The following is a 13988-nucleotide window of genomic DNA, read 5'->3' on the forward strand; positions in this document are numbered from 1 at the left end:
TTACAAGTAAATATTTAATTAATAGTTAACTATGGCTAAGGAAAAATTTGACAGGTCGAAACCACACGTTAACATTGGTACAATTGGCCATGTTGACCACGGTAAAACTACATTAACTGCTGCAATCACAAAAGTATTGGCAGAAAAAGGTCTATCTGAAATCAGAGACTTTGATTCTATCGATAATGCACCAGAAGAAAAAGAACGTGGTATAACAATTAATACTGCCCACGTTGAATATCAAACAGAAAGTCGTCACTATGCACACGTTGACTGTCCAGGTCACGCGGATTATGTAAAAAACATGATCACAGGTGCTGCGCAAATGGACGGTGCTATCCTGGTAGTTGCTGCTACGGATGGTCCTATGCCACAAACACGCGAGCACATTCTTCTGGCACGTCAGGTAAACGTACCTAAAATTGTAGTTTTCCTGAATAAGGTTGATATGGTGGATGATGCAGAACTTCTCGAACTCGTTGAAATGGAAGTACGCGAATTGCTCGACTTCTACGAATTCGATGGTAGCAACACCCCAGTTATTCAAGGTTCTGCCTTAGGTGGTTTGAATGGCGATCCCAATTGGACTGATAAAATTATGGATTTGATGAACGCTGTGGATACCTGGATTCCGATTCCTCCACGCGAAAGGGAAAAACCATTCCTGATGCCAGTTGAAGACGTATTCTCAATTACCGGACGTGGTACTGTGGCTACTGGCCGTATCGAAACTGGTGTGGTAAACACTGGTGATGAACTTGCCATCATTGGTCTTGGAGACGCTGCCCGTAAAACTGTATGTACAGGAGTTGAGATGTTCCGCAAAATTCTTGATAGAGGAGAAGCTGGCGATAACGTAGGTTTGCTGCTTCGTGGTGTAGATAAAAATGAAATCAAAAGGGGTATGGTACTGGCTAAACCAGGTTCAATTACTCCACATACTACATTCAAAGCCGAGGTATATATTCTGAAAAAAGAAGAAGGTGGACGTCACACTCCATTTCACAATAAATACCGTCCGCAGTTTTACCTCAGAACATTGGATGTAACTGGCGAGATTACTTTACCAGAAGGTACTGAAATGATTATGCCAGGTGATAATATCACCATCACTGTTCAGTTGATTACTCCGGTAGCTATGGATAAAGGTCTTCGTTTCGCTATCCGCGAAGGTGGACGTACAGTAGGAGCTGGTCAGGTAACTGAAATTGTTTCCTAATTGAATTAAAAATAAGATAAAAAGGTAAGCTCTGAAGGGCTTACCTTTTTTCTGGCATTAATAGGTGCATTTTCCCCTACAATAAGGGAATACTGAATTAAAATACGGGTGTAGCTCAGTTGGTAGAGCACTGGTCTCCAAAACCAGGTGTCGGGCGTTCGAGTCGCTCCTCCCGTGCAAACAACGTACGTATGAAATTTATAGCCTACTTAAAAGATACTTACAACGAGCTGATCAACAAAGTAAGCTGGCCTTCCTGGGATGAACTGCAGGAAAGTGCAATTGTTGTAATGATAGCCTCTTTAATTTTTGCTTTGGTTATAGCACTGATGGATGTTTCTTTCAAAAACCTTATGGAAGGAATTTACGGACTTTTTTATAACGCATAAGCAAAGGAGAAGTCGAAAATGGAGCAGGAAAAAAAGTGGTATGTGCTTAGAGCAATTGGTGGTAAAGAAAAAAAAGCACAGGAGTACATCGAAAATGAAGTTGCCAGGTTAAACCTGCAGGATTATATTTCGCAGGTACTTATTCCAACCGAAAAGGTTTACCAAATCCGAAATGGAAAAAAAATTAGCAAAGAGCGAAGCTATTTTCCAGGATATGTGCTTATTGAAGCTGCCCTGGTGGGAGAGATACCTCATATATTAAAAAATATCCCAAACGTAATAGGTTTTCTGGGACAACAAGGAGAAGAAGAACCAACACCTCTGCGTATTTCAGAAGTAAACCGGATACTTGGTAAAGTCGACGAACTGGTTGCCAGCGACGAAGAACTTAACACACCTTTTTATGTGGGTGAGTCGGTAAAAGTAATCGATGGACCCTTTAATAGTTTCACTGGTGTGATTGAAGAAATAAACGAAGAAAAGAAAAAGCTTAAAGTAATGGTGAAAATTTTCGGTAGAAAAACACCTTTGGAATTAAGCTTTATGCAAGTAGAAAAAGAGTAGTTACACGACAGATGTACGCGACAACCAATAATGCTTCCTGGGCGACATCTTGTAATTAATATATATAAATCGGAAATACCTGTAAAATGGCAAAAGAAGTTGCTGCATTAATCAAATTACAGATTCGTGGAGGTGCTGCCAATCCTTCGCCCCCGGTAGGACCAGCCTTAGGTTCTAAAGGCGTGAACATTATGGAGTTCTGTAAACAGTTCAACGCCCGTACCCAAGATAAAGCTGGCAAACTGCTGCCCGTGGTGATTACAGTATATGCGGATAAATCATTCGACTTTATTGTAAAAACCCCTCCGGTAGCGGTACAGTTACTCGAAGTTGCTAAAATCAAAAGTGGTTCAGCCGAACCAAACCGGATTAAAGTAGCATCGGTAACCTGGGATCAGGTGAAAGCAATTGCTGAAGACAAAATGCCAGATTTAAATGCATTTACTGTCAAATCGGCTATGCAAATGGTAGCAGGCACTGCGAGAAGTATGGGAATAACTGTCAAAGGACAATTTCCAACACTTTAAAACTTAATACGTCGGAACAACAATGGCTAGATTGACTAAAAATCAAAAGATTGCATTAGAGAAAATTGAGCCTGGTAAGCAATACCATCTAATGGAAGCTGCATCGCTGGTGAAGGAAGTTACCTTTACCAAATTTGACGCTTCGGTAGACATCGACATCCGTTTGGGTGTAGACCCCCGTAAAGCAAACCAGATGGTTCGTGGAGTAGTAACACTTCCCCACGGTACTGGTAAAGACACTCGGGTATTGGTATTGTGTACTCCAGATAAGGAATCTGAGGCTAAAGAAGCTGGTGCCGACCATGTAGGTTTAGATGATTTTATTGAAAAAATCGAGAAAGGATGGACTGATGTGGATGTAATCATCACCATGCCATCTGTAATGGGAAAAGTAGGTAAACTTGGACGTATTCTAGGTCCACGTGGTTTGATGCCCAACCCCAAAAGTGGAACCGTTACCGTAGAAATTGGTAAGGCTGTGAAAGAAGTAAAAGCCGGTAAAATCGATTTCAAAGTTGATAAATACGGAATTGTTCATACCACTATTGGTAAGGCATCGTTTACCCCGGAAAAGCTCGCCGAAAATGCCCGCGAATTTATTCATACGATCGTAAAACTTAAACCCACATCGGCAAAAGGTACTTATATCAGGAGCATCGCTCTTTCAAGTACCATGAGTCCTGGTGTTCGAGTCGATGCAAAAAGAATAGATGATTAATTTTAAAAATCGAAGACTTTTATGACACGGGACGAAAAACAACAGATAATAGATAACCTTGCTCAACAATTATCTGAGTCGAAACACTTTTACCTTGCCGATATTGAGGCGCTCAATGCTGAGCAATCAAGCAGGCTAAGGAGAAAATGTTTTGAGAAAGAGATTAAATTGATCGTTGTTAAAAATACCCTTCTTAAGAAAGCTCTGGAGAAAACTGAAGGTAACTATGAAGAATTGTTCCCAATTCTGAAAAAGAATACCTCAATTTTGCTGACTCAACAAAGCAGCATACCTGCCAAGCTTATTAAAGAGCTGCGTCGCGAATGGGAGAAACCCATTCTCAAAGGAGCTTATGTAGAAGAATCGGTATATATTGGCGACAATCAATTGGATGCTCTTGCTAGCATTAAATCTAAGGAAGAACTTATTGGTGACATTGTGGCTCTGCTTCAATCGCCCACCAAAAATGTTATTTCTGCTCTACAGTCGGGTGGTAACAAACTCGCTGGAATTGTAAAAACTTTACAAGAAAAAGAATCATAATTTAAATAGTAAAAAATAATACGAAAATGGCAGATTTGAAAGCTTTTGCTGAACAGCTCGTAAATCTTACTGTTAAAGAAGTTAACGAACTAGCTGAAATTCTTAAAAAAGAGTACGGTATCGAACCTGCAGCTGCTGCTGTAGCTGTTGCTGCACCTGCGGCAGGCGGTGGCGCTGCTGCTGTGGAAGAAAAAACATCCTTCGATGTAATTCTGAAATCGCCAGGTGGAGCCAAATTACAAATTGTTAAACTGGTAAAAGAACTTACCGGCCTTGGCTTAAAAGAGGCTAAAGAAGTAGTTGACAAGGCACCTGCACCCATCAAAGAAGGTGTTACAAAAGATGAAGCTAACGCATTAAAAGCACAATTAGAAGAAGCAGGAGCTGAAGTTGAACTTAAATAAGACATTAAGATACACATATAGCTCTTAGTGGTTTAGTCCCGATCCCGAGTTTTTCGGGACATCGGGATTAAGCCCTTTTGTCATTTAAAGTAATTTAAGTTCCGAAATTTTATTCTTCAGATAATGTCAGCGAAAAATTCAGTAAACGAAAGGATATCTTTCGCTTCACTCAAAAGTCAACTCGAATACCCCGATTTTCTTGAAATACAGTTAAAATCTTTTAAAGAGTTTTTCCAACTCGATACAACCCCCGAAGACCGAGGGAATGAAGGATTATGCAAAGTATTTCACGAGAATTTCCCCATTTCCGATACACGCAACAATTTTGTGTTGGAATTTATCGATTATTTCATCGATCCACCACGATACTCCATTGACGAGTGTATAGAGCGTGGCCTTACCTACAGCGTGCCTCTTAAAGCAAAGTTAAAGCTTTATTGCACCGACCCCGAACACGAAGATTTCGATACTGTAATTCAGGATGTGTACCTGGGAACTATTCCTTACATGACTGAACGCGGGTTATTCGTTATCAATGGTGCCGAAAGGGTAGTGGTCTCCCAATTGCACCGGTCTCCCGGAGTTTTCTTTGGTCAAAGCCTTCACGCCAACGGCACAAAACTCTACTCGGCGCGGATTATTCCTTTCCGTGGTTCGTGGATTGAGTTTGCTACCGATATCAACAACGTGATGTATGCCTACATCGATCGTAAGAAAAAGTTGCCCGTGACTACTCTGTTGCGCTCAATTGGTTACGAAAGCGATAAAGATATTCTTGAGATTTTTGATCTGGCTGACGAGATTAAAGTATCGAAAGCAGTACTAAAAAAATTAATTGGCCGCAGGCTTGCCGCCCGCGTGTTAAAAACATGGGTCGAAGACTTTGTGGACGAAGATACCGGTGAAGTGGTATCGATTGAACGGAACGAAGTCATTATCGACCGCGAAACTGTGCTTGAGAAAGACCATGTCGACGAAATTGTCGATGCCGGTGCGAAAACCATTCTTTTGCACAAAGAAAACCTGAATCAGATTGATCACGAGATCATCTACAACACCCTTCAGAAAGACCCTTGTAACTCGGAGAAAGAAGCGGTATTGTACATCTATCGTCAATTGCGGAATTCTGAACCACCCGATGAGGCTACAGCCCGCGATGTGATCGACAAGCTTTTCTTTTCCGATAAACGCTACGACCTCGGCGAGGTTGGACGTTACAGGATTAACAAAAAATTGAAACTCAACACCTCAAGTGATGTAAAGGTTCTTACCAAAGAAGACATCATTGAGATTATAAAATACCTGATCGAACTCATCAACTCCAAAACGGATGTTGACGATATCGATCACTTGAGTAACCGTCGTGTGCGCACCGTAGGCGAGCAGCTCTACAACCAGTTTGGAGTTGGTTTGGCACGTATGGCCCGCACCATTCGTGAGCGTATGAATGTGCGCGACAATGAGGTGTTTACACCTATTGATCTGATCAATTCGAAAACGCTTTCATCGGTTATCAATTCATTTTTTGGTACCAACCAGCTGTCGCAGTTTATGGACCAGACCAATCCGCTCTCGGAGATGACCCATAAACGTCGTCTTTCAGCACTCGGACCTGGTGGACTTTCGCGTGAGCGCGCTGGTTTTGAGGTACGCGACGTACATTATACCCACTATGGCCGCCTTTGCCCTATAGAAACGCCGGAAGGACCAAACATTGGACTTATATCCTCGCTTTGCGTATTTGCTAAAATCAATGAACTTGGATTTATTGAAACACCTTACCGCAAGGTAGCTGATGGTGTGGTAGATCTTACTTTTGAGGGAATTAAATACCTTTCTGCAGAGGAAGAAGAAGGCGTTATCATAGCTCAAGCCAATGCCCCTCTTGATTCGAATGGGAAGTTTGTTCGTACACGAGTAAAAACCCGTCTCGAAGCCGATTATCCGGTAGTGGGCCCCAAAGAGGTTCACCTCATGGACGTTGCTCCAAACCAGATTGCCTCCATTGCTGCCTCCCTTATTCCCTTTTTGGAACATGATGATGCAAACCGTGCCTTGATGGGCTCGAACATGATGCGCCAGGCTGTTCCGCTAATGAAACCTGAAGCTCCGATTGTGGGCACAGGCATAGAGCAAATGGTCGTTCAGCATTCCCGCCTTTTGGTTGTTGCCGAAGGCGATGGCGTAATAGAATATGTAGATAGTAACGAAATTGTGGTTCACTACGAGCTTACAGAAGACGAGAAATTCGTGAGCTTCGAAGGAGAATCGAAACGTTATAAATTACCGAAATACCGTAAAACAAACCAGGGTACTTGTATCAACTTGCAGCCCATTGTGCGTAAAGGACAAAAAGTTGTAAAAGGTCAAATACTTACCGAAGGTTATGGTACCGAAAGCGGCGAATTAGCCCTTGGACGTAACCTCATGGTGGCTTTTATGCCATGGAAAGGTTACAACTTTGAAGATGCGATTGTGATCTCTGACAAGGTTGTGCGCGAAGATGTGTTTACTTCTATACATATCGACGAGCATATGCTTGAAGTACGTGATACCAAACGCGGACTCGAAGAACTTACTTCTGATATTCCAAACGTAAGTGAAGAAGCTACTAAAAACCTCGACGAAAACGGTCTTATCCGCATCGGTGCCAACATTGTGCCGGGGGATATTTTAATTGGTAAGATTACCCCAAAAGGTGAATCGGATCCATCACCCGAAGAAAAACTGCTTCGCGCTATTTTCGGCGACAAAGCCGGCGATGTCAAAGATGCCTCTCTCAAGGCTTCTCCTTCGCTGTTTGGTACTGTCATCGACAAGAAACTTTTCTCGCGTTCGGTGAAAGACAGAAAACTGAAAGCGGCTACAAAGCCTATTCTCGATAAAATCGAAGAAGAATTTGAGCGCAACTCAGCACAGCTTAAAGCCAAACTGATCGATAAACTCTTTATTCTTACTAATGGCAAAACATCTCAGGGTGTGAAAGACTACCTGAGTATCGATGTGATTCCTAAAGGTGCCAAATTCTCACTTCGTGTGCTGCAGGATATCGATTACATGAATGTGAATCCCTTGCGCTGGACTACCGAAAAGCCTAAGAATGACATGATCAAGCAATTGATCAACAATTTCATTCTGAAGTACAAAGAAGTGGATGCCATTTACAAGCGTAAAAAATACAACGTTACCATTGGCGATGAACTCCCAGCAGGTATTGTGCAGTTAGCAAAAGTGTATATTGCACAGAAACGTAAACTTAAGGTGGGCGATAAAATGGCCGGACGTCACGGTAACAAAGGTATTGTTGCCAAAATTGTTCGCCAGGAAGACATGCCTTTCCTCGAAGATGGTACCCCGGTTGATATAGTGCTGAACCCACTTGGTGTGCCATCAAGGATGAACCTTGGTCAGATTTATGAAACTGTATTGGGTTGGGCAGGCAAGGAGATGGGTATCAAGTTTGCTACCCCAATTTTCGATGGTGCTACAATCGACGAAATCAATGAATATACCGAAAAGGCTGGGGTGCCCCGTTTTGGTAAAACATACCTTTGCGATGGTGGTACAGGCGATCGTTTCGACCAACCCGCCACTGTAGGTATTATTTATATGCTTAAACTGGGCCACATGGTCGACGACAAGATGCATGCCCGTTCGATTGGACCCTATTCACTCATTACCCAGCAACCCCTTGGTGGTAAAGCCCAGTTTGGTGGTCAGCGTTTTGGTGAGATGGAGGTATGGGCACTTGAGGCCTTTGGAGCTGCACACATTCTGCAGGAGATACTCACAGTTAAATCAGACGATGTAAATGGTCGTGCCAAAACTTATGAAGCAATTGTGAAAGGTGAACCGATGCCCGAACCAGGTATTCCTGAATCTCTCAACGTATTGCTTCACGAATTAAGAGGTCTTGGACTGAGCGTGAACCTGATTTAATAGTTATAATTTTTTTCTTAACGATAGAAATATATTCGGCATATGTCATTCAGAAAAGACACAAAACAAAAAAGCAGTTTTACCAAAATTGCCATCGGTCTTGCTTCTCCGGAAGAGGTTCTGGAAAATTCGAGTGGGGAGGTGTTAAAACCTGAAACAATTAACTACCGTACCTACAAACCCGAACGCGATGGACTGTTTTGCGAACGCATTTTTGGACCTGTAAAGGATTATGAATGCCACTGTGGAAAGTACAAACGTATCCGTTACAAGGGTATCGTTTGCGATCGCTGTGGTGTAGAGGTAACCGAGAAAAAAGTACGCCGCGAGCGCATGGGACACATCTCATTAGTGGTTCCTGTAGCGCATATTTGGTATTTTAAATCGCTTCCGAATAAAATAGGTTACCTGCTTGGTTTGCCTTCGAAAAAACTCGATTCGATTATTTATTACGAGCGCTATGTGGTAATTAACCCAGGTGTGAAAGCCGCAGACGGTGTGAAGTACCTCGATTTTCTTACCGAAGAGGAATACCTCGATATTCTCGATACCCTTCCAAAAGAAAACCAGTTTCTCGACGAAAACGACCCGGATAAATTTATCGCGGACATGGGTGCCGACGCACTTTATAAATTGCTTGGACGCCTCGAACTCGACGAGCTTTCTTTCCAATTGCGCTACAAAGCCAGCACCGAAACCTCTCAACAACGTAAGAGCGAAGCGCTCAAACGCTTACAGGTGGTAGAAGCCTTCAGGGCATCCAAAGGGGTGAATAAACCTGAATGGATGATTGTGAAAACCGTACCGGTAATACCACCTGAATTGCGTCCTCTTGTTCCGCTTGATGGTGGCAGGTTTGCTACTTCCGACCTGAATGATCTTTACCGCAGGGTGATTATTCGTAATAACCGTCTGAAAAGACTGATTGAAATAAAGGCTCCTGAAGTTATTTTGCGTAACGAAAAACGCATGCTTCAGGAAGCGGTCGATTCTTTATTCGATAACTCACGCAAATCGAACGCAGTAAAAACCGATGCCAACAGACCTCTCAAATCGCTTTCCGACAGTTTGAAAGGAAAGCAGGGACGTTTCCGTCAGAATTTGCTTGGTAAAAGGGTTGACTACTCGGCACGTTCGGTAATTGTGGTGGGTCCTGAGTTGAAATTGCACGAGTGTGGTCTGCCAAAAGATATGGCCGCCGAACTTTACAAACCTTTTGTGATTCGCAAGCTTATCGAAAGAGGTATTGTGAAAACAGTAAAATCCGCCAAAAAAATTGTCGACAGGAAAGACCCTGTCGTATGGGATATTCTGGAAAATGTACTGAAAGGACACCCCGTATTGCTTAACCGCGCCCCCACGCTACACAGGCTGGGTATACAGTCTTTTCAGCCAAAACTAATCGAAGGTAAGGCAATACAGTTGCACCCATTGGTTTGTACCGCTTTTAACGCCGACTTTGATGGTGACCAGATGGCTGTTCACCTTCCCTTAGGACATGCAGCAGTATTGGAGGCACAGATTCTGATGCTGGCAGCCCATAACATTCTGAACCCTGCTAACGGGGCACCTATCAATGTTCCCTCACAGGATATGGTTTTGGGTCTGTATTATACTACCAAGGCTCGTAAAAGCACCAAAGAATTTCCTGTTCGTGGCGAAGGAATGACCTTCTATTCACCAGAGGAAGTGCAGATTGCCTATAACGAAAAGCGGGTTGATCTGCATGCCGAAATCAAAGTAAGAACAAAAGACAGGGTTGATGGAAATCCTGTAGTAAAAATTATAGAAACCACCGTAGGTAGGGTCCTTTTCAACGAAACAGTTCCTGAAGAGGTAGGCTATATCAACGAGGTACTAACAAAAAAATCACTTCGCGAAATTATCGGTCGTGTTTTAAAAGTAACCGGGGTAGCTAAAACAGCCAAATTTCTTGATGACATTAAAGATCTTGGCTATTACATGGCTTTCAAAGGCGGACTGTCTTTTAACCTCGACGATGTAATTGTTCCTGATGATAAGGAACAGCTTGTAGCCGATGGTTATGCCCAGGTAGATGAAGTAATGAACAACTACAACATGGGTTTCATTACCAACAACGAACGTTACAACCAGATTATCGATATCTGGACGCATACGAATGCCCGTTTGACCCAAACATTAATGACCAAGCTGATCAATGACAGACAAGGTTTTAATGCCGTTTACATGATGCTTGATTCAGGTGCAAGGGGTTCGAAAGAACAGATTCGCCAGCTTTCGGGTATGAGGGGTCTGATGGCAAAACCACAAAAATCAGGTTCTGTCGGATCAGAAATTATTGAGAACCCAATTCTTTCGAATTTTAAAGAAGGTCTTTCGGTTCTGGAATATTTTATCTCTACCCACGGTGCCCGCAAGGGTCTAGCCGATACAGCCCTTAAAACAGCTGATGCGGGTTATCTGACCCGTAGATTGGTGGATGTATCACAAGATGTGATTGTATCGGAAGAAGACTGTGGTACCTTAAGAGGTCTGGTAGCCAATGCCATTAAAAACAACGAAGAGGTGGTTGAATCGCTCTTCGAACGTATACTCGGCCGCACAGCAGTGCACGATGTGTATCATCCGCTTACAGGCAAGCTGATCATTCACTCAGGTGAAGAAATTACCGAAGAAGTTGCCAAAGTGATTGAAGATTCGCCTATCGAACAACTCGAAATTCGTTCGGTATTAACCTGCGAATCGAAAAAAGGTATATGCGCCAAATGTTATGGCCGCAACCTGGCTACAAACCGTATGGTTCAAAATGGTGAGGCTGTTGGCGTAATTGCTGCCCAATCAATCGGCGAACCTGGTACGCAGCTTACACTCCGTACATTCCACGTAGGGGGTACTGCTTCGAACATCACTGCCGACTCCAGCGTAGTAACAAAATACGATGGTGTAGCAGAATTTGAAGAACTGCGGACAGTAACCCGTAAGGAAGAATCGGGTCAAAAAGTAGATGTAGTTATCGGACGTTTAGCCGAATTAAGAATAATCGATAAAAACACCGGAATTACCCTTACCACACACAGCATACCATATGGTGCCCGTCTTTATGTGAAGGACAAAGCAGATGTGAAGAAAGGAACTGTTGTATGCGACTGGGATCCATACAACGCAGTAATTATATCCGAAATGGCCGGTAGTGTGGCTTTTGATAGTGTAATTGAAGGTGTAACCTTTAAAGAAGAAAGTGACGAACAAACCGGTTATCGCGAAAAAGTAATTATCGAAACGCGTGATAAAACCAAAAACCCTACCATCAAAGTGCTTTCGGTGGATGGCGATGTATTAAAAGTATATAACCTTCCGGTTGGTGCGCATATTACTGTAACCGAAGGAGAAAATATCAATACCGGAGATATTCTTGTGAAAATCCCACGTGCTGTGGGTAAATCGGGCGATATCACCGGTGGTTTGCCACGTGTTACTGAATTATTCGAAGCACGTAACCCTTCGAACCCTGCAGTAGTATCGGAAATTGATGGTGAGGTATCGTTTGGTAAAATTAAAAGAGGTAACCGCGAAATTGTGATTACCTCCAAAACAGGCCAGGTGAAGAAATACCTAGTGCCGCTTTCGAAACAAATACTTGTGCAGGAAAGCGATTATGTACGCGCAGGAATTCCTCTCTCTGATGGTGCCATTACCCCATCCGATATTTTGAATATCAAAGGACCTACCAAAGTTCAGGAATATATCGTGAACGAAGTTCAGGAGGTTTACCGGATGCAGGGTGTAAAAATCAACGACAAACACTTCGAAATTATCGTGCGCCAAATGATGCGTAAGGTGGAAATTGTCGATCCGGGTGATACCAAATTCCTCGAAAAACAAATCGTGGATAAATGGGTGTTTATGGATGAAAACGACTGGATTTATGGTAAAAAAGTGATCATGGATGAGGGCGATTCGCAAAACCTACGTCCTGGCCAGATTATTACCGCTCGTAAACTTCGCGACGAAAACTCCATGCTTAAACGTAAGGATATGAAACTGGTTGAAGCCCGCGATGCGATTCCTGCTACATCGTCGCAGATTTTGCAGGGGATTACAAAAGCAGCCCTTCAAACCAAAAGCTTCATGTCTGCGGCTTCGTTCCAGGAAACAACCAAGGTACTTAACGAAGCAGCAATTTCAGGCAAAATTGACTTACTCGAAGGCTTGAAAGAGAATGTGATTGTGGGTCACCTTATTCCTGCGGGAACAGGTATACGCAAATACCATAAAATAACAGTTGCTCCGGTGGAAGATTACGAAAAGCTGGAGCTTCCGGAATAATATTCAGCAAATAGAAAAAGTATATTATGGACGATCAGAAAAACAAAGGAAAGATAAACATTGAGCTAAAGGAAGATATTGCACAGGGCATTTATTCGAACCTTGCTATTATTACCCATTCGGCTTCTGAGTTTGTACTTGACTTTGTGCGCGTAATGCCTGGGGTACCAAAAGCCGAAGTAAAATCGAGGATTATTTTAACCCCCGAGCATGCCAAGCGACTTTTATTGGCGCTACAGGACAATCTTGCTAAATACGAGGCCGTACATGGCCGTATAAAAGACCTGGAAGGTGGAGGAACTACACTGCCACTTAATTTTGGCGGACCTACAGCCCAGGCATAAAAAAGTTAAAGGGTGCTTCGTATGAGGCACCCTTTTTTTGTCTTGCCATGCTTCTTTAAAATCTTTCTATATAAGCACAGTGCCTTTGGTAAAAGCTATTTTCTCTTATATTTGCTCCCCGTAATTTTAAACACAATAAACATATTATGATGAAGGGTTTAAAGATCATTGTATTAGCCAAGCAGGTGCCGGATACACGCAATGTGGGCAAAGATGCCATGAAAGCCGATGGAACGGTGAACAGGGCTGCCCTGCCTGCTATTTTTAATCCTGAAGATTTGAATGCACTCGAGCAGGCTCTTCGATTAAAAGATAAGGTTGAAGGTAGCACAGTTAGTTTGCTTACCATGGGACCAGGCCGTGCTGCTGAAATCATTCGTGAAGGATTGTATCGTGGCGCTGACAGTGGGTATTTGTTAACTGACAGGGCATTTGCTGGTGCTGATACCCTGGCTACTTCCTATGCCCTTTCTTGCGCCATTCGTAAAATAAAAGAGTTTGACATAATTATTGCAGGCCGGCAGGCAATCGATGGCGATACCGCCCAGGTAGGTCCGCAAGTTGCTGAAAAACTTGGTCTTCCTCAGGTTACCTATGCCGAGGAAATTCTGGAAATAAAAAAGAAATCCCTGGTTATTAAGCGCCGTCTGGAGAACGGAATAGAAATTGTGGAATGTCCTCTTCCATGCGTCATTACAGTAAATGCTTCTGCACCTGAATGCCGTCCTCGCAATGCCAAATCGCTCATGAAATTCAAACACGCCCGCACTGCCACCGAAAGACAAGAGGCTTCGGAAGATTATATCGACATGGTTACGGAACGCCCCTATCTTAATCTTCGTGAATTAAGTGTAAACGACATCGAAGTAGATATTAACCAACTGGGACTTAGCGGATCGCCTACCAAGGTTAAGAAGATTGAAAATGTTGTTTTTCAGGCTAAAGAATCCAAAGTGATCACCGCTGCCGACGACCAGATCGACTCCCTGATGAAGGAACTTATCAGCAACCATACCCTGGGTTAATGGCGGGG

General features: G+C 43.1%; 11 protein-coding genes and 1 tRNA gene. All 12 read left to right on the forward strand.

The window, feature by feature from the left end; all coding sequences use genetic code 11:
* Nucleotides 1-31: 31 nt before the first annotated feature.
* The 12 genes from tuf to IPM71_11900 all read left to right on the forward strand — a co-directional run bounded on the left by tuf (nucleotide 32) and on the right by IPM71_11900 (nucleotide 13980).
* On the forward strand, nucleotides 32-1219 hold the full coding sequence (gene tuf / locus IPM71_11845) for an elongation factor Tu (protein ID QQS50270.1): 1188 nt from the start codon (nucleotides 32-34) through the stop codon (nucleotides 1217-1219).
* Nucleotides 1220-1323: 104 nt separating this feature from the next.
* A tRNA-Trp gene (locus IPM71_11850) sits at nucleotides 1324-1396 on the forward strand.
* 14 nt (nucleotides 1397-1410) lie between these two features.
* Complete coding sequence (gene secE, locus IPM71_11855) at nucleotides 1411-1608, forward strand: preprotein translocase subunit SecE (protein QQS50271.1); 198 nt, start codon at nucleotides 1411-1413, stop codon at nucleotides 1606-1608.
* A gap of 18 nt (nucleotides 1609-1626) precedes the next feature.
* Entirely contained in the window at nucleotides 1627-2172 is a 546-nt protein-coding gene (nusG, locus tag IPM71_11860; GenBank protein ID QQS50272.1) for a transcription termination/antitermination factor NusG, read from the forward strand.
* An 86-nt stretch (nucleotides 2173-2258) separates the two neighbouring features.
* The gene (gene rplK / locus IPM71_11865; protein QQS50273.1) at nucleotides 2259-2699 is read left to right on the forward strand and encodes a 50S ribosomal protein L11; all 441 of its coding nucleotides are present in this window, start codon (nucleotides 2259-2261) and stop codon (nucleotides 2697-2699) included.
* A gap of 22 nt (nucleotides 2700-2721) precedes the next feature.
* Entirely contained in the window at nucleotides 2722-3417 is a 696-nt protein-coding gene (locus tag IPM71_11870; protein QQS50274.1) for a 50S ribosomal protein L1, read from the forward strand.
* A gap of 21 nt (nucleotides 3418-3438) precedes the next feature.
* Nucleotides 3439-3960: a 50S ribosomal protein L10 gene (locus tag IPM71_11875; protein QQS50275.1), complete on the forward strand. Its 522-nt coding sequence runs from the start codon at nucleotides 3439-3441 to the stop codon at nucleotides 3958-3960.
* Nucleotides 3961-3986: 26 nt separating this feature from the next.
* Nucleotides 3987-4364, forward strand: a complete 378-nt coding sequence (rplL, locus tag IPM71_11880; GenBank protein QQS50276.1) for a 50S ribosomal protein L7/L12 — start codon at nucleotides 3987-3989, stop codon at nucleotides 4362-4364.
* Nucleotides 4365-4487: 123 nt separating this feature from the next.
* Nucleotides 4488-8303, forward strand: a complete 3816-nt coding sequence (gene rpoB / locus IPM71_11885; GenBank protein QQS50277.1) for a DNA-directed RNA polymerase subunit beta — start codon at nucleotides 4488-4490, stop codon at nucleotides 8301-8303.
* A gap of 42 nt (nucleotides 8304-8345) precedes the next feature.
* On the forward strand, nucleotides 8346-12611 hold the full coding sequence (gene rpoC / locus IPM71_11890) for a DNA-directed RNA polymerase subunit beta' (protein ID QQS50278.1): 4266 nt from the start codon (nucleotides 8346-8348) through the stop codon (nucleotides 12609-12611).
* A 26-nt stretch (nucleotides 12612-12637) separates the two neighbouring features.
* Complete coding sequence (locus tag IPM71_11895) at nucleotides 12638-12955, forward strand: DUF3467 domain-containing protein (GenBank protein QQS50279.1); 318 nt, start codon at nucleotides 12638-12640, stop codon at nucleotides 12953-12955.
* Nucleotides 12956-13104: 149 nt separating this feature from the next.
* Entirely contained in the window at nucleotides 13105-13980 is an 876-nt protein-coding gene (locus IPM71_11900) for an electron transfer flavoprotein subunit beta/FixA family protein (protein QQS52833.1), read from the forward strand.
* Nucleotides 13981-13988 lie beyond the last annotated feature (8 nt).

This window comes from Bacteroidota bacterium (genome assembly GCA_016699695.1).
Classification (GTDB): Bacteria; Bacteroidota; Bacteroidia; order Bacteroidales; family UBA10428; genus UBA10428.